The following is a 15,242-nucleotide window of genomic DNA, read 5'->3' on the forward strand; positions in this document are numbered from 1 at the left end:
CTTTTCTGTTGCAGCGAGCGGGTCAGAGCCCTCGCCACGGCGAGGGATCCGACCCCATCGGGCGTTACAGGATGTAGCGGCTCAGGTCCGGGTCCTGCACCAGCTCACCCAGGTGGGCATCGACGTAGGCGCTGTCGATGGCCAGGGTTTCGCCGTCGCGGTCCGGCGCTTCGTAGCTGAGTGAATCCAGCAGGCGCTCCAGCACCGTATGCAGGCGACGCGCACCGATGTTTTCCTGGCGCTCATTCACCTGGAAGGCGATCTCGGCCAGGCGATCGATGGCGTCGGCGGTGAAGCTGACCTTGACGCCTTCGGTGGCCAGCAGTGCTTCGTACTGCTTGGTCAGCGCGGCCTTCGGCTCGGTCAGGATGCGCACGAAATCACCCTTGCTCAGCGCTCCCAGTTCAACGCGGATCGGGAAGCGGCCCTGCAGCTCCGGAATCAGATCGCTGGGCTTGGCCAGGTGGAACGCGCCCGACGCAATGAACAGGATGTGGTCGGTCTTGATCGTGCCGTACTTGGTCGACACGTTGGAGCCTTCCACCAGCGGCAGCAGGTCGCGCTGCACGCCTTCGCGGGACACGTCGCCACCGCCCACGTTGTCACCACGCTTGGCGACCTTGTCGATCTCGTCGATGAAGACGATGCCGTGCTGCTCGCAGGCCTCGATCGCGGCAGTGCGGATGTCGTCCTCGTTGACCAGCTTGCCGGCTTCTTCCTCGATCAGCAGCGGACGTGCAGCCTTGATGGTCAGCGTGCGCTTGTGCGCCTTGGCGCCGCCGCCAAGGTTGGCGAACATCGACTTCAGCTGCTGGCCCATTTCCTCCATGCCCGGCGGGGTCATGATGTCCATGCTGACGTTGGCAGCCAGGTCGAGTTCGATCTCGCGTTCGTCCAGCTCACCATTGCGCAGCATCTTGCGGAACTTGATGCGGGTCTCGTTGTCCTGCGCCGACGGTTCGTTGCGGGCGACTTCCGGATCAAAACCGATGCCACCGCTGCGGCGCGGCAGCAGCGCATCGAGGATACGGTCTTCGGCACGCTCTTCGGCCTGGGTACGCACGCGCACCTTGGCCTGTTCGCGGTACAGCTTGACCGCGGTATCGGCCAGGTCGCGGATGATCTGCTCGACGTCCTTGCCGACGTAGCCGACTTCGGTGAAGCGGGTCGCTTCGACCTTCACGAACGGCGCGTTGGCCAGGGTGGCCAGGCGACGTGCGATCTCGGTCTTGCCGACGCCGGTCGGGCCGATCATCAGGATGTTCTTCGGCATCACTTCATTGCGCAGCTCAGGCACCAGCTGCATGCGGCGCCAGCGGTTGCGCAGGGCGATCGCCACGGCGCGCTTGGCGTCGTGCTGGCCGACGATGTGCCGGTCCAGTTCCTGCACGATCTCGCGCGGGGTCATGGTGGCGGAGGAAACTTCGATCTTCGACATGGATGTGCTCACGAATGCGTTGTCGGTCGTGCCGGCCGCTGGCCGGCAACCAGGCACGTGTGTCCGGGCTCATGAGGTTGCCGGCCATCGGCCGGCACAACCCTCACAGCTCCTCGACCACCACGTTGCGGTTGGTGTAGATGCAGATGTCGCCGGCGATGCCGATCGCTTCGCTGGCGATGGTGCGCGCATCCAGTTCGGTGTGCGCCATCAGTGCGCGCGCGGCCGAGAGTGCGTAGGAACCACCGGAACCGATGGCGATGATGCCGTCCTCCGGCTCGATCACATCACCGGTGCCGCTGATGATCAGCGAGGTTTCCTTGTCGGCCACCGCCAGCAGGGCCTCAAGCTTGCCGAGGCGGCGCTCGGTGCGCCAATCCTTGGCCAGCTCGACCGCAGCGCGCTGCAGCTGGCCATGCTTTTCCAGCTTGGCCTCGAACAGTTCGAACAGGGTGAAGGCATCGGCGGCGGCACCGGCGAAGCCGGCCAGCACCTGGCCGTCACGACCGAGGCGGCGCACCTTGCGCGCATTGCCCTTCATCACGGTGTGGCCCAGCGTGACCTGGCCGTCGCCGGCAATGGCCACGTGCTCGCCGCGACGGACGCAGACGATGGTGGTGGCGTGGAAAACGTTGGGGTTCTGACTGGGGTCCATGCGGCCTCCGATAGCTGTTCACGGGAGATGGGGACAGCGCCGGGTGCGATCAAGCCTGCGCGGATGGCTGCCGTTCAGCGCTTGGTGGCGCCCCATGGGAAGAGGGCGCCCTTTTAACGAGCGCATCGGAATGCGCGCGGACCCCGCCGCCCGAACGTGGAACGCCTGCCGTTCAGCGCTTGGCCTGCGAAGGCCGGTCCGGATTCGGCTCGATGCCCCAGGCGAGGTACCAGTCTTCACCCTGCGTCTCGATCGGATGCTGGGTGCGGCCGGAGCCATTGCCGCAGGCCAGCGCTTCAGCGGCGCAGTAACGGTCGCAGCCCCAGCAGATGCGCTCGGGGTGTCTGGGATGCAACGGTATGGGCTTCGCCATGGCGGCGGTGTCCTCGTGGCCTGCGGCCACGGTGCGCCGGTTGCATCCGACCTGCCCTGATCCAGATCAAGGGCAGGCTATTCAGCCTTGTCGTCCCTGCTGCGGCGCTTGGCGCGCGGATGCGCGGCGTCGTAGACCTTGGCCAGGTGCTGGAAATCGAGGTGGGTGTAGATCTGCGTCGTGGCGATGTCGGCGTGGCCGAGCAGCTCCTGCACACCGCGCAGGTCGCCGGACGATTCCAGGATGTGGCTGGCGAAACTGTGCCGCAGCATGTGCGGGTGCACGTGCTTGAACAGGCCCTGGCGCTGCGCCAGCTGGCGGATGCGGATCTGCACCGCGCGTTGGCTGATCGGCCCGTTGCGGCCGGGGAACACCGGCGAGGCCGGACCGCCGCCACTTTCCGCACGCCATGCCTGCAACGCCTCGCGTGCGGGCCAGCCGAACGGCACCCGGCGCTGGCGGTTGCCCTTGCCCAGCACGTTGACCAGGCCGCTGTCGAAATCCAGGTCACGCCAGGTCAGCGCGCAGACTTCGCTCAGGCGCAGGCCGGAGGAATAGAACAGTTCCAGCAGCGCGCGGTCACGGCGGCCGAGTTCACCTTCCGGCTCCAGCTCGACCAGCTGCACGGCTTCGTCGGCATCAAGCACCTGGGGCAAGCGGCGCGGCGCGCGCGGCGCCTTCAGCGTCGCTGCCGGACTGACCTCGATGCGCCCGTGCTTGAGCAGCCAGGCGTAGAAACTGCGGCAGGCCGACAAGCGGCGTTGCAGGCTCTTGGCCGACAGGCCACGCCGGTGCTCGTCGGCGACGAACTGGCGCACCGCGTCGGCATCCAGTGCCTCCACTGCCATGCCACGCGGCGCGGCCCAGGCCGACAGCGCGTCCAGGTCGCGGCGGTAGGCGTCGAGCGTATGGGCCGACATCCGCCGCTCCACCTGCAGGTGCTGCAGGAAGGCCTGTACCGCGCTCATCGTCGACGTGCCCTGCTCAGCCGGGGAAGCGCTTCAGGCCGGTGACCAGCGCGTCGCCCATCATGCGCAGGAACAACGTCCCCATGCCCGGGTAGAAGCGATTCGGATCGTGGCTGCCGACCGCGATCAGGCCGACGCCCGGCAGCGGCAGCAGCGCGGTGGTCTGCACTTCCTCGCTGCGCACGCCGTACAGCACGGCATTCTTTTCCGGCTGCAGGCGGCCACAGATCGGCTCGCCGTCGTTCAGGCAATCGCGGAACGGGCCCAGCTGCGGATCGTCAGCGGCAATCACCTGCAGCCAGTCGGCCTGTTCCAGCCCGGCCACCGGCGCATGCACCACCAGCCGCACCAGGTCACCGGCGAAGTCTTCCTGCAGCGATGCGGCCATCGCACGCAGGGTGTCGGCGGCGTTGTCCTGCTTCATCAGCGCCAGGGTCAGCTGGTGCGTGCGCACCGCCAGGCGTTCATTGACCTGGGCGGTCGCGCCCAGATCGGCCAACCGTCGTGCCAGCTCGCGGTTCTTCTCGCGCAGCACTTCCAGCTGGTAGCTGGCCAGCGACGCGGTCGGGCCGTCGTCGCGCGGCACCACCAGGGTCAGGGCCAGGTCCGGGAACTGCTTGAGGAAGCCGGGATGACGCCGCAACCAGGCAGCGACTTCATGGGCCCCGAGCTTGTCGACGGTTTCGGTCATGCGATCCACTCCCCTTCGAAGACGAATGCGGTCGGGCCGGCCATCACCACCGGCTGGCCATCGCCCGGCCACTGGATGCGCAGGTCGCCACCGGGCAGGCTGATGCGCGCATCGCGCTGCAGGCGGCCACGCTGCATCAGGGTCACCGCGGCGGCGCAGGCACCACTGCCGCAGGCCAGGGTTTCGCCAACGCCGCGCTCGAACACGCGCAGGCGGGCGTGCGCCGGGCTCATCACCTGGGCGAAGCCCACGTTCACCGAGCGCGGGAACGACGCATGCTGCTGCAGCAGCGCACCGACGCGCTCGACCGGTGCGGCATCGATCAGGCCCACTTCGATCACCGCATGCGGATTGCCCATCGACACCGCGGCGAAGCGTACGCTCTCGCCCTGCAGCGGCAGCAGGTATTCCTCGCGCGGGTGTGCAAAACCCATCAGCGGCACGTTGCCCGGCTCGAAGGCGGGCACCCCCATCGTCACCGCAAACTGCCCCTCGCCCAGCACCTTCACTTCATGGCTGGCCAGCGGGCTGTCGATGACGAATGCATCGCCCTGCGCACTGCCCTCGCGCACCAGCCAGGCGGCGATGCAGCGTGCGCCGTTGCCGCACTGTTCCGAGTTGGAACCGTCGGCATTCCAGATGCGGTACGAGGCCACCGAACCGTCCGCACGCGGCGCCTCGATGGTCAGGATCTGGTCGCAGCCAACGCCGGTGTGGCGGTCGGCCAGGCGCGCGGCCAGTTCAGGCGTGGGCGGCGCAGTGCCATCACGCAGGTCGATCACTACGAAATCATTGCCCGCGCCATGCATCTTGCTGAAGCGCAGGGCCTTGGAACCGGCCTTACTCATTCCCGCTGCCCGCCTTCTTCGCTGGCGCGGGTGCCGGCTGGGTGGCCGGTGCAGCCGGGTCCACGGTCGTGGCCGGGGTAGCGGTTCCCTGGGTCTCCGCCGGGGTCGCCTCGGTGGCGGGCTCGGCTGCGGGTTCGACGGTTTCTTCCACCGGCACCGGCTTCTGCGGCAGTACCAGCGGGCCCTTGTTGCCGCAGGCGGCGAGGAGCAGCAGCGAGGCCGCTGCCAGCGGAATCAGGATGGCGTTTCGATGGGGGATCTTCATGCCCCGAGTATAGCCATTGGCGGCTGAGCGGTTCGTGCAGGGGATCGGGTTGCCGGCCAGCGGCCGGCACTCCCGCAGGCGCTCAATCCGCGGGCGGTGGCAGCGGCCGCGTCCACAGCCAGATCGCCACCACGGTCATGCTGCCGATCGAGAACCACTTCACCCAGGCGATCGGCACGCACCACAGCATGATCGCGGCGCACACCGCCATGGTGATCGTGGCCATCCACTTGCCGTAGCGGCTGACCGCACCGTGCGCCTGCCAGTTGGCGATGGCCGGGCCGAAGCGCGGATGCTGCAGCAACCAGGTGTGCAGGCGTTCGGAGCCACGTGATGCAGCCCAGGCCGAGATCAGGATGAATACGGTGGTCGGCAGGCCCGGAACGAAGATGCCGACGATGCCGGTGCCGAGGCTGACGTAGGCCAGCAGCCACCACGCCCAACGGAAACGCACCACGCGCGGCGGCGTGGCGGTATCGCGGGGTGCAGATGGCTCGGGCAGGCTCATGGCCGCAAGGATACCGGTTCGGGGTGCCCGGCAGCGCCCGGCACCCCTTCGCCGTTACGGCTGGGCGATGCCCAGCTGCTGCAGCACGAACGCGTAAGACTCGGACAGCTCCCGATAGCGCTGGAAGCGCCCCGACTTGCCACCGTGGCCGGCTTCCATGTTGGTGCGGAACAGGATCGGGTAGTGGCCGGTGTTGTCGTCACGCAGCTTGGCCACCCACTTGGCCGGCTCCCAGTACTGCACCTGCGAATCCCACAGGCCGGTGCCCACGAACAGCGCCGGGTAGGCCTGCGGCTTCACGTTGTCGTAGGGCGAGTAGGACAGCATGTAGTCGTAGTACTGCTTCTGCTCCGGGTTGCCCCACTCGTCGTATTCGTTGGTGGTCAGCGGAATGGTCGGGTCGAGCATGGTGGTGACCACGTCGACGAACGGCACCTGCGCCACCATCACCCGGTAATTCTGCGGAGCCTGGTTGGCCACGGCACCCATCAGCAGGCCACCGGCGCTGCCGCCGGACGCGGCCACGCGATCCTTCGCCGCCCAGCCCTGCGCCACCAGGCCACGGGTGACGTCGACGAAGTCGTTGAAGGTGTTCTGCTTGTGCAGCAGCTTGCCGTTCTCGTACCAGTCGCGCCCCATCTCCTGGCCGCCGCGGATGTGGGCGATGGCATACACCACGCCACGATCGAGCAGGCTCACCGCGGTCTGGTTGAAGTACGGGTCCATCGACATGCCGTAGCTGCCGTAGGCGTACTGGAACAGCGCACCCTTGCCGTCCTTCTGGTAGCCCTTGCGGTAGACCAGCGACACCGGCACCTTCACGCCATCGCGAGCGGTGATCCAGACGCGGTCGGTCTCGTACTTCGAGGCGTCATAGCCAATCACCGGCTGCTGCTTCAGCTGGCGACGCTCGCCGGTGGCGGTATTCAGCTCGAACACGGTGGTCGGGGTGGTCATCGAGGTGTAGACGTAGCGCAGCCACGGCGTATCGGCCTCGGTGTTGTCGCCCAAGCCCATCGAATACGCCGGCTCATCGGCCTTCACGTAGTCGCTGCGGCCATCCTTGAACAGCAGGCGGATGCGCTCCAGGCCCTCGGACCGTTCGGCGATGGCGGTGTAGCTGTCGAACAGCTCGAAGCCTTCGATGAACACCGCATCGTCGTGCGCGATCCAGTCCTTCCACTGCGCGCGCGAGGTGGCATCGGTCGGTGCGGTGACCAGCTTGAAATTCTTCGCACCGTCGTTGGTGCGGATCACCCAGCGGCCGTCGTAGTGGTCGGCGTCGTACTCGACATCACGCTGGCGCGGCGCCAGCACGGTGAAGGTGGTCGGGTCGCTGGCCGGCGCGTAGCGCTCTTCCGAGGACACGGTGCTGTGCACGCCGATGGTGATGAAGCGATCGTCGCGGGTGCGGCCGATGCCCATGTAGAAGCTGTCGTCCTTCTCTTCGTAGACGACGGTGTCGGTGCTGGCCGGGGTGCCCAGCACGTGTTTCTTGACGCGCACGGTCAACAGCGTTTCCGGATCGTTCTCGACGTACAGCACGGTGCGGTTGTCGTCGGCCCAGACCAGGTCGCCGGAACTGCCGGTGATCACATCGGGCAGCACCTGGCCGGTGGCCAGGTCCTTGAAGCGGATCGTGTACTGGCGGCGGCCGACATCGTCATCGGCCCAGGCCAGCAGCTGGTTGTCCTGGCTCACTTCCATCGAGCCGACGCTGAAGTAGCCCTTGCCGGCGGCCATCGCGTTGACGTCCAGCAGGATTTCCTCGGCCGCCTCCATGCTGCCCTTGCGGCGCGCGTGGATGGGGTAGTCCTGGCCGGTCTCGAAGCGGCTGTAGTACCAGTAGCCGCGCTCGCGCGCCGGCACGCTGGAATCGTCCTGCTTGATGCGGCCGACGATCTCCTTGTACAGGGTGTCTTCCAGCGGCTTCAGTGGTGCCAGCAGCTGGTCGGCGTAGGCATTCTCGGCCTGCAGGTAGGCCAGCATCTCCTTGTTCTCGCGCTTGTCGTCGCGCAGCCAGTAATAGTCATCGTTGCGGGTCGCGCCGAACGGCGCCTTGACCACATGCGGATGCTTGGCGGCATCCGGCGGAACGGGCGGCGTGGCGGCGGTAGCAGTGGTGGTCATCAGGCTGGCGAGTAACAGGCAGAGGGTGGATTTCATGAGATAAGGCTCCTTGAGCGGCAATGCAATGGCGTCCTTGTGTCCGAGTCTGGGTCGCGGAAGGACTGCCGGCAACCCTGCCGGTAGTGCCGGCCGCTGGCCGGCAACCTCATGAACTCCGGAATGGGTCGGAATGCCGGCCAGCGGCCGGCACTACCCAAACGCATGCTCCCCGCGCGCGGCGTACCATGGGCATATGAGTACCCTGCCCCACACGCCGGGCTACAGCCGGCGCAGCCATGAAATCGCCCCGTTCCACGTGATGTCCCTGCTGGCCCGCGCACAGGCGCTGGAGCAGGCCGGCCACGATGTGATCCACCTGGAAATCGGCGAACCGGACTTCACCACCGCCGAACCCGTCGTGCGTGCCGGCCAGGCCGCACTGGCCGCCGGCCACACCCGCTACACCGCCGCGCGTGGCCTGCCGGCACTGCGGCAGGCGATCAGCGGCTTCTATCGCAGCCACTATGGGCTGGACATCGATCCCGAACGCATCCTGGTCACCCCGGGCGGGTCCGGTGCGCTGCTGCTGGCCAGCAGCCTGCTGGTCGATCCCGGCCGCCACTGGCTGCTGGCCGACCCCGGCTACCCCTGCAACCGCCACTTCCTGCGCCTCGTCGAAGGCGGCGCACAGCTGGTGCCGGTCGGCCCGGACACCGCTTACCAGCTGACCCCGTCCCTGGTGGAACAGCACTGGAATGCCGACAGCGTCGGCGCGCTGGTCGCCTCACCGGCCAATCCGACCGGCACCGTGCTGTCCGCCGACGAACTGGCCGCCCTGTCGCAGACCCTGCACGCGCGGGGCGGCCACCTGGTGGTGGACGAGATCTATCACGGCCTGACCTACGGCCTGGATGCACCCAGCGTGCTGCAGGTGGACGACAGCGCGTTCGTGCTGAACAGTTTCTCCAAGTACTTCGGCATGACCGGCTGGCGGCTGGGCTGGCTGGTGGCACCGCCGTCAGCGGTACCCGATCTGGAGAAGCTGGCGCAGAACCTGTACATCAGCGCATCGAGCATTGCCCAGCATGCCGCGCTGGCCTGCTTCAGCGAGGAATCGATGGCGATCTTCGAACAGCGCCGCGAGGCGTTCCGGCAGCGCCGTGACTTCCTGCTGCCCGCGCTGCGTGAGCTGGGCTTCCGCATCGAGGTCGAGCCGCAGGGCGCGTTCTACCTGTACGCCGATGTCAGCGCCTTCACCGACGACGCGCAGGCGTTCTGCGCGCACTTCCTGGAAACCGAGCACGTGGCGTTCACCCCGGGCCTGGACTTCGGCTTCCACCGCGCCAACCAGCATGTGCGGCTGGCATACACCCAGGAAGTGCCGCGGTTGCAGGAGGCGGTGGCGCGCATCGCGCGTGGGTTGAAGCGCTGGAGCGGCTGATCGTCCGCGCGAACGGCATCCACGCATGGCGTGGATCTACTGTTCCAGCGCACGGTACATAGGTAGATCCACGCCATGCGTGACGTTCATGGGTAGATCCACGCCATGCGTGGATATGTGGCCCCAAAGAAAAACGCCGCCCGAGGGCGGCGTTTTCCGTTCTGCTTACTTGCCGCCCAACCGCTCCCACAGGAAGCTGTAGGCCAGCGCCGACATGTGCGCGGCCTGCGCGTTGTTGGCTGCGCCGCCGTGGCCACCTTCGATGTTCTCGTAGTAGGTCACGTCCTTGCCGGCGTCGATCATCTTCGCCGCCATCTTGCGGGCGTGGCCCGGGTGCACGCGGTCATCGCGGGTGGAGGTGGTGAACAGCACCGGCGGGTAGTTCTTCTTCGCGTTGAACAAGTGGTACGGCGAGAAGGTCTTGATGAACTCCCAGTCGCTGGTGTCCGGGTTGCCGTACTCGGCCATCCACGAGGCGCCGGCCAACAGGTGGCTGTAGCGCTTCATGTCCAGCAGCGGCACCTGCACCACCACCGCACCGAACAGTTCCGGGTACTGGGTCAGCATGTTGCCGGTCAGCAGGCCACCGTTGCTGCCGCCCTGCACGCCCAGGTGCTTGGCGGAGGTGATCTTGCGCTTGACCAGGTCCCGTGCCACGGCGGCCATGTCTTCATAGGCCTTGTGGCGGTTCTGCTTCAGCGCCGCCTGGTGCCAGCGCGGGCCGTACTCGCCGCCGCCACGGATGTTGGCGACCACGTACACGCCGCCCTTCTCCAGCCAGGCGCGACCCATGCCACCGGAATAGCTCGGGGTCAGCGAGATCTCGAAACCACCGTAGCCGTACAGCAGGGTCGGATTGGAGCCATCGAGCTTCATCGCCCTGTCGTGCACCACGAAGTACGGCACGCGGGTGCCGTCCTTGCTGGTGGCGAAGTGCTGCTCGATCACCTTGCCCTTGGCATCGAAGAAGGCCGGCATGGTCTTCAGCGTTTCCGGTGCCTGGCCGATCTCGGCCAGCGCCAGCGTGGTTGGGGTCAGGTAGTCGGTGGCGGTCAGCCACACCGCGTCGCTGTCATTGCTGTCCACCGCGCCCACGGCCAGCGTGCCGAAGGCCGGCGCGCCGACGAAGCGGCTGGTCTTCCAGCCATCTGCGCCCGGGGTCAGCACTGACAGGCGGTTCTTGACGTCATCCAGCACGTTCAGCACCAGGTGGCTTTTGGTCCAGGTGGCGCTGGCCAGCGAGGTGGTCGCGGTCGGGGTGAACAGCACCTCGAAGTCGCGCTTGCCGGCCAGGAAGTCGTCCAGCTTCGTCGCCAGCAGCGAACCGGACGCGTAGGTTTTGCCGCCCACGGTCCACGGATCGCGCAGTTCCAGGGTCAGCCACTGCTTGTGCAGGCCCTTCTCGGCAGAGTTCGGCGCGTCGATCTTGGTCAGCGTGCCGTCGTCGCCACGCAGGTAGAGCTCGTTGTTGTAGAACGCCAGCGTGCGGCTGACCAGGTTGCGCTCGAAGCCCGGGGTGTCATCGTGCATCGCCGCGATGTACATGTCTTCCGGCTTGCCTTCGTACACCACGGTGGCCGAGGCCATCGGCGTGCCGCGCTTCCACAGCTTGGCCACGCGCGGATAGCCGGACGTGGTCATCGTGCCGGCACCGAAGTCGGTGTAGACGAACACGGTGTCGCGGTCGACCCAGTTGAGGCCACCCTTCGACTCCGGACGGAAGAAGCCGTCCTTGATCCAGGTCTTGTTGGCCAGGTCGAACTCACGGGTGACGTCGGCGTCGGCGCCGCCGCGCGACAGCGCGATCAGGCAGCGGCTGTAATCCGGGCGCAGGCAATCGGCGCCGTGCCAGACCCAGTTCTCACCCTCGGCCTTGTTCAGCGCATCCAGGTCGAGCACGGTTTCCCACTGCGGCGAGGCCTTGCGGTACTCGGCCAGGGTGGTGCGGCGCCACAGGCCGCGCTCGTGCTGCTGGTCCTTCCAGAAGTTGTAGTAGTAGTCGCCGATCTTCTGCACGCCGGGGATCTTGGCATCGGAGTCGAGCACCTCGCGGATGCTGGTCTCCATCTGCTTGAAGGCCGGAGTCTGCGCCAGGCGCGCCTCGGACTTGGCATTCTGTTCCTTGACCCAGGACAGTGGCTTGTCGCCGGTGACGTCCTCCAGCCAGGCGTAGCGATCGGTGTCTTCAGCGGCCACGGCGGTCCCCACCGAGGCAGCGGTCATCATGCCGGCCAACAGGCAGGCGGAAGCGAGTCGTGACATTGCAGCTCCAGGCAGTCATAAGCCGTGGAACGCTAGCACGGAATGTCGCAGCCTCCCCCGTGTCGAAGGTCAGGCCGTGGCCGCCGGACTGCGCCGGCCGCGTGCGGCGGGAGCCGGCCGACGGCGCGCCTGTCCACCGGTACGCCGCGCCAGCCGCCGCCATGACAGGCGCGGCAGCGGAAAGCGCAGCAGCGCCCACCAGGCCGTGAGCGGCATGCCCACCAGCCACATCGGCAGCCAGCCCAGCCATGCGCTGCTGCCACGTGCCGCCGGCCAGACCAGTACCAGCGCCAGTCCGGCCAGGGCCAGCTGTTGCACGCCGCGCAGCAGGCGCGGGTCGGCGCGTTCGATGACGCGTTCAGTTGCAGGGCGAGGGACGGAACGAGCATTCATGGGGCTTCTCCGGTAGACAATGCAACACAGCTTGGGCAAGCCCCTTCTCACAGGATGCGACACCATTGACGGATCGCGTGCACACAGTCGACCATGCGCGTGCAAGCCCACTGGAGCCCGCTCCCGCATGACTTCGATCCGCCCGTTCTGCGCCGTGCTGCTGGCTCTGTCCCTGGCAGGTCCTGCCATGGCCGCCAGTGAGCCGCCGTCGCCCCGCGCCAGCGCCACCGACGCGGCCGCCCCGGGGGCGCCGATCGACCTGAAGCGCTTCATGGGCACCTGGTATGTGATCGGCCGCGTGCCGAACTTCATCGAACGCGGGCATGTCGCCAGCGTCAACGAGTACGAGCTGCGCGACGAGCACAAGGTCGGCATCACCTACCGCTACCGTGATGGCTTCGGCGAACCGCTGCAGGAAATACGCGCACGTGCCAGCGTCGATCCGGACAGCGGCAACCACGGCTGGCGAACCTGGTTCTATCGCGTGGTGCCGACCCATTCGCGGGTGCTGGAAGTCGCCCCCGACTACTCGTGGGCACTGATCGGTTATCCGGGCCGCGAGATGGCCTGGATCTTCGCGCGCAAGCCGGACATGGACAAGGCCCTGTACAAGGAGCTGGCCGAGCGCCTGCGCGACGAGTACGGCGTGAACACCGACAAGCTCAAGCGCGTGCCGCAGCATCCGGAACAGGTCGGCAAGCTGGGCTACGAAGTACCGAACGCGCGTTGATCGGATCGCGGGTGCGGAACCGGGTCCGTGCGCCCGGACTTCACGCCGCGCGTGGCTGCACCCGGCGTTCGATTTCGCTGCGCGTTGGCAATGTCTTGAGATCGTAGGCCGCCTGCATCGCGAGCCAGGACGCGGCATCCCCACCAAAATGCCGCGCCAGCCGCGCTGCAGTGTCCGCCGAAATGCTGCGTTGGCCGTGCACGATGGCGTGCAGTCGCGTTGCGGGCACATCCAGGGCCTTCGCCAGCGCATTCACGCTCAGCGCCAGGGGCAGCAGGAACTCTTCGCGCAGGATCTCGCCAGGATGGATGGCGCGCATGCCGTTGTGGGGACGCTTCATGGCGGGCACCTCAGTGATAGTCAACAATTTCCACGGCATCGGCGCCGCCGTCGGTCCAGGTAAAGCAGAGCCGCCATTGATTGCTGATGCGAAGGCTGTACTGCCCTCTTCGATCGCCTGACAGCGCCTCAAGACGATTCCCGGGCGGGCTGCGCAGGAAGGCCAACGTCTGTGCCGAGTCGAGCAGCTGCAGTTTGCGTTCCGCCACTCGCCGGATCTGGCGCCAGGCGCGTGGGCAGGTTCCTTCAAACAGGGCGCGGGTCTGCTTGCAGCGGAATGAACGGATCATTCCGCAAAACGTATTACGTTTAACGGAACATACCAAGGAACGCGATGTGCTGCCAGTCCCAGTCTGGCGATATCGATTCCTGATGGGCGTGGCGGCTTCCAGAGCCTGGCGCTATGACAGGCACAATATCGACACTCTGCAGGCTACAGGCTGCCGGCCAACGGCCGGCACTACCCGAACGATGCCCGGCGCCCGTTACTTGCGGCTGTAATGCGCGACCAGGCGGTCGCCGAGCATCTGCAGCAGCTGCACCAGCACCAGCAGCAGGACCACGGTAACCAGGGCCACGTCGGTGTGCGAACGCTGGTAGCCATCGCGGAACGCCAGGTCACCAAGGCCGCCGGAACCGATCGCACCGCCCATCGCGGTGAAGCCGATCAGGGCCACGGTGGTGACCGTCGCACCGGCGATCAGGCCCGGCCGCGCTTCCGGCAGCAGCACCCGGGTGACCAGCTGCCAGGTGGTGGCGCCCATCGCCTGGGTCGCCTCGATCACGCCACGGTCCACTTCGCGCAACGCGGTCTCGACCAGGCGCGCATAGAAGGGCGCCGCGCCGATCACCAGCGGCACGATCGCGCCGCGCACGCCCAGCGACGTTCCCATCAGGAACAGCGTGACCGGAATCAGCACGATCATCAGGATGATGAAAGGCACCGAGCGCAGCAGGTTCACCACCAGCGCCAGCACGCCATAGGCGAACGGACGGCGCTTCATCTGCGGCGCACCGAACAGGTACAGCAGCACGCCCAGCGGCAGGCCGATGGCCAGGGTCAGCGGCAGCGAACCGAGCAGCATCAGCAGGGTGTCGATGGTGGCCTGGCCGATGTCGGCCCACTTGCCCGCATCCAGGTGGCGGAAGAAACCGCCGGCAGTGGCGATGATCATCGACGCAGCTCCTCGACATGCACGCCGGCAGCCACGAAGGCGGCCTGCGCGGCGGACTGGTCACCGCCCACCAGGGCGACCACCAGCTGGCCATAGGGGGTGTCCTTGATCCGGTCGATGCGGCCGGACAGGATGTTGTAGTCGACCCCGGTCTGGCGCGCGACGCTGCCGAGCAGGGGTTCGTAGGTATCGCCGCCGAGGAAGGTCAGGCGCACGATGCGCCCGCCCACCACGTCGAAATCGCGGTGCAACGCCCCTTCGTCCACGTGCTCCGATTCGCTGACGAACCGGCGCGTGGTCGGGTGCTGCGGATGCAGGAACACCCGGGTAACCGGTCCGGTCTCGACCATCTGGCCGGCGTCGAGGACGGCAACGCGGTCGCAGACACGGCGGATCACGTCCATCTCGTGGGTGATCAGCACGATGGTCAGGCCCAGCTCGCGGTTGATCTTCGACAGCAGCGACAGCACCGAGGCCGTGGTCTGCGGATCCAGCGCGCTGGTGGCCTCGTCGCACAGCAGGATCTGCGGGCGGGTCGCCAGCGCACGGGCGATGCCGACGCGCTGCTTCTGGCCACCGGACAGCTGTGCGGGGTACTTCTGCGCATGCGCTTCCAGGCCCACGGTCTGCAGCAGCTCGGCCACGCGCGCGTCGATCTCCGCCTTCGGCGTGCCGGCCAGCTCCAGCGGGAAGGCGACATTGCCGGCCACCGTGCGCGACGACAGCAGGTTGAAGTGCTGGAAGATCATGCCGATGCGCCGGCGCAGCGTGCGCAGGCCATCCGCGTCCAGTGCGGTGACATCCTCGCCACCGATCAGCAGCCGTCCGCCGCTGGGTTCTTCCAGGCGGTTGATCATGCGGATCAGGGTCGACTTGCCAGCGCCGGAATGGCCGATGATGCCGAATACCTCACCGGCCTCGATGGTCAGGTCCAGCGGTTGCAGCGCGCTGACTTCGCGGCCGGCAACGGCATAGGATTTGTGCAGGCGCTGGAACTCGATCACGGGCGTGGCTCACCGGCTGGGTGACGGAAGGGGGCGTGCAGCC

At 67.2% G+C, this 15,242-nt stretch carries 17 protein-coding genes; 2 read left to right on the forward strand and 15 right to left on the reverse strand.

Annotated elements, in window-relative coordinates; all coding sequences use genetic code 11:
• Positions 1-64: 64 nt before the first annotated feature.
• The 9 genes from hslU to DFO63_RS09100 all read right to left on the reverse strand — a co-directional run bounded on the left by hslU (position 65) and on the right by DFO63_RS09100 (position 7,912).
• Positions 65-1,438, reverse strand: a complete 1,374-nt coding sequence (gene hslU / locus DFO63_RS09060; protein WP_014038532.1) for an ATP-dependent protease ATPase subunit HslU — start codon at positions 1,436-1,438, stop codon at positions 65-67.
• 103 nt (positions 1,439-1,541) lie between these two features.
• Positions 1,542-2,093, reverse strand: a complete 552-nt coding sequence (gene hslV / locus DFO63_RS09065) for an ATP-dependent protease subunit HslV (RefSeq protein ID WP_005411093.1) — start codon at positions 2,091-2,093, stop codon at positions 1,542-1,544.
• A 172-nt stretch (positions 2,094-2,265) separates the two neighbouring features.
• Positions 2,266-2,466, reverse strand: a complete 201-nt coding sequence (locus tag DFO63_RS09070) for a DUF3079 domain-containing protein (RefSeq protein WP_049443881.1) — start codon at positions 2,464-2,466, stop codon at positions 2,266-2,268.
• Between the two features lie 77 nt (positions 2,467-2,543).
• Positions 2,544-3,434, reverse strand: a complete 891-nt coding sequence (gene xerC / locus DFO63_RS09075) for a tyrosine recombinase XerC (RefSeq protein ID WP_049443707.1) — start codon at positions 3,432-3,434, stop codon at positions 2,544-2,546.
• A gap of 16 nt (positions 3,435-3,450) precedes the next feature.
• Positions 3,451-4,125: a DUF484 family protein gene (locus DFO63_RS09080; protein ID WP_049443709.1), complete on the reverse strand. Its 675-nt coding sequence runs from the start codon at positions 4,123-4,125 to the stop codon at positions 3,451-3,453.
• Positions 4,122-4,973, reverse strand: a complete 852-nt coding sequence (gene dapF, locus DFO63_RS09085) for a diaminopimelate epimerase (RefSeq protein ID WP_049443711.1) — start codon at positions 4,971-4,973, stop codon at positions 4,122-4,124. Before dapF ends, DFO63_RS09080 begins: the two co-directional genes overlap by 4 nt.
• The gene (locus tag DFO63_RS09090; protein WP_049443713.1) at positions 4,966-5,238 is read right to left on the reverse strand and encodes a lipoprotein; all 273 of its coding nucleotides are present in this window, start codon (positions 5,236-5,238) and stop codon (positions 4,966-4,968) included. Before DFO63_RS09090 ends, dapF begins: the two co-directional genes overlap by 8 nt.
• Before the next feature lie 82 nt (positions 5,239-5,320).
• Positions 5,321-5,746: a YbaN family protein gene (locus tag DFO63_RS09095; protein ID WP_014038537.1), complete on the reverse strand. Its 426-nt coding sequence runs from the start codon at positions 5,744-5,746 to the stop codon at positions 5,321-5,323.
• A gap of 54 nt (positions 5,747-5,800) precedes the next feature.
• Positions 5,801-7,912: an oligopeptidase B gene (locus DFO63_RS09100; protein ID WP_049443715.1), complete on the reverse strand. Its 2,112-nt coding sequence runs from the start codon at positions 7,910-7,912 to the stop codon at positions 5,801-5,803.
• 196 nt (positions 7,913-8,108) lie between these two features.
• On the opposite strand from DFO63_RS09100, the gene DFO63_RS09105 reads away from it, so the two are divergent.
• Positions 8,109-9,296 carry a pyridoxal phosphate-dependent aminotransferase gene (locus DFO63_RS09105; protein WP_049445499.1) on the forward strand — a complete coding sequence of 396 codons (1,188 nt, stop codon included), beginning with the start codon at positions 8,109-8,111 and terminating at the stop codon, positions 9,294-9,296.
• A gap of 165 nt (positions 9,297-9,461) precedes the next feature.
• On the opposite strand, the gene DFO63_RS09110 is transcribed toward DFO63_RS09105, so the two are convergent.
• Together DFO63_RS09110 and DFO63_RS09115 are read right to left on the reverse strand one after the other, a co-directional pair.
• Positions 9,462-11,558 carry a prolyl oligopeptidase family serine peptidase gene (locus tag DFO63_RS09110; protein WP_049444948.1) on the reverse strand — a complete coding sequence of 699 codons (2,097 nt, stop codon included), beginning with the start codon at positions 11,556-11,558 and terminating at the stop codon, positions 9,462-9,464.
• Between the two features lie 69 nt (positions 11,559-11,627).
• Positions 11,628-11,951, reverse strand: a complete 324-nt coding sequence (locus DFO63_RS09115; RefSeq protein WP_119006794.1) for a hypothetical protein — start codon at positions 11,949-11,951, stop codon at positions 11,628-11,630.
• A 127-nt stretch (positions 11,952-12,078) separates the two neighbouring features.
• On the opposite strand from DFO63_RS09115, the gene DFO63_RS09120 reads away from it, so the two are divergent.
• Positions 12,079-12,681: a lipocalin family protein gene (locus tag DFO63_RS09120; protein ID WP_049444944.1), complete on the forward strand. Its 603-nt coding sequence runs from the start codon at positions 12,079-12,081 to the stop codon at positions 12,679-12,681.
• A 40-nt stretch (positions 12,682-12,721) separates the two neighbouring features.
• Here the strand turns inward: DFO63_RS09120 and DFO63_RS09125 are convergent, their stop codons facing one another.
• The 4 genes from DFO63_RS09125 to DFO63_RS09140 form a co-directional block, all read right to left on the reverse strand.
• Positions 12,722-13,021, reverse strand: coding sequence for a HigA family addiction module antitoxin (locus DFO63_RS09125; protein ID WP_006471116.1), 300 nt, complete (start codon positions 13,019-13,021; stop codon positions 12,722-12,724).
• A 10-nt stretch (positions 13,022-13,031) separates the two neighbouring features.
• The gene (locus tag DFO63_RS09130) at positions 13,032-13,310 is read right to left on the reverse strand and encodes a type II toxin-antitoxin system RelE/ParE family toxin (RefSeq protein WP_049444941.1); all 279 of its coding nucleotides are present in this window, start codon (positions 13,308-13,310) and stop codon (positions 13,032-13,034) included.
• Positions 13,311-13,505: 195 nt separating this feature from the next.
• A complete protein-coding gene (locus DFO63_RS09135) occupies positions 13,506-14,195 on the reverse strand; it encodes a methionine ABC transporter permease (protein WP_014038544.1) in 690 nt (229 codons plus the stop codon).
• Positions 14,192-15,199 carry a methionine ABC transporter ATP-binding protein gene (locus DFO63_RS09140; protein WP_014038545.1) on the reverse strand — a complete coding sequence of 336 codons (1,008 nt, stop codon included), beginning with the start codon at positions 15,197-15,199 and terminating at the stop codon, positions 14,192-14,194. The genes DFO63_RS09135 and DFO63_RS09140 overlap by 4 nt, the downstream gene beginning before the upstream one ends.
• Positions 15,200-15,242: the final 43 nt, after the last annotated feature.

Source organism: Stenotrophomonas sp. AG209 (genome assembly GCF_003550055.1).
GTDB lineage: Bacteria > Pseudomonadota > Gammaproteobacteria > Xanthomonadales > Xanthomonadaceae > Stenotrophomonas.

Excerpts from the sequence above, each read along its gene's own strand:
- hslU (WP_014038532.1), bottom strand. The coding sequence starts at position 1,438 with ATGTCGAAGATCGAAGTTTCCTCCGCCACCATGACCCCGCGCGAGATC.
- hslV (WP_005411093.1), bottom strand. The coding sequence starts at position 2,093 with ATGGACCCCAGTCAGAACCCCAACGTTTTCCACGCCACCACCATCGTC.
- DFO63_RS09070 (WP_049443881.1), bottom strand. The coding sequence starts at position 2,466 with ATGGCGAAGCCCATACCGTTGCATCCCAGACACCCCGAGCGCATCTGC.
- xerC (WP_049443707.1), bottom strand. The coding sequence starts at position 3,434 with ATGAGCGCGGTACAGGCCTTCCTGCAGCACCTGCAGGTGGAGCGGCGG.
- DFO63_RS09080 (WP_049443709.1), bottom strand. The coding sequence starts at position 4,125 with ATGACCGAAACCGTCGACAAGCTCGGGGCCCATGAAGTCGCTGCCTGG.
- dapF (WP_049443711.1), bottom strand. The coding sequence starts at position 4,973 with ATGAGTAAGGCCGGTTCCAAGGCCCTGCGCTTCAGCAAGATGCATGGC.
- DFO63_RS09090 (WP_049443713.1), bottom strand. The coding sequence starts at position 5,238 with ATGAAGATCCCCCATCGAAACGCCATCCTGATTCCGCTGGCAGCGGCC.
- DFO63_RS09095 (WP_014038537.1), bottom strand. The coding sequence starts at position 5,746 with ATGAGCCTGCCCGAGCCATCTGCACCCCGCGATACCGCCACGCCGCCG.
- DFO63_RS09100 (WP_049443715.1), bottom strand. The coding sequence starts at position 7,912 with ATGAAATCCACCCTCTGCCTGTTACTCGCCAGCCTGATGACCACCACT.
- DFO63_RS09105 (WP_049445499.1), top strand. The coding sequence starts at position 8,109 with ATGAGTACCCTGCCCCACACGCCGGGCTACAGCCGGCGCAGCCATGAA.
- DFO63_RS09110 (WP_049444948.1), bottom strand. The coding sequence starts at position 11,558 with ATGTCACGACTCGCTTCCGCCTGCCTGTTGGCCGGCATGATGACCGCT.
- DFO63_RS09115 (WP_119006794.1), bottom strand. The coding sequence starts at position 11,951 with ATGAATGCTCGTTCCGTCCCTCGCCCTGCAACTGAACGCGTCATCGAA.
- DFO63_RS09120 (WP_049444944.1), top strand. The coding sequence starts at position 12,079 with ATGACTTCGATCCGCCCGTTCTGCGCCGTGCTGCTGGCTCTGTCCCTG.
- DFO63_RS09125 (WP_006471116.1), bottom strand. The coding sequence starts at position 13,021 with ATGAAGCGTCCCCACAACGGCATGCGCGCCATCCATCCTGGCGAGATC.
- DFO63_RS09130 (WP_049444941.1), bottom strand. The coding sequence starts at position 13,310 with ATGATCCGTTCATTCCGCTGCAAGCAGACCCGCGCCCTGTTTGAAGGA.
- DFO63_RS09135 (WP_014038544.1), bottom strand. The coding sequence starts at position 14,195 with ATGATCATCGCCACTGCCGGCGGTTTCTTCCGCCACCTGGATGCGGGC.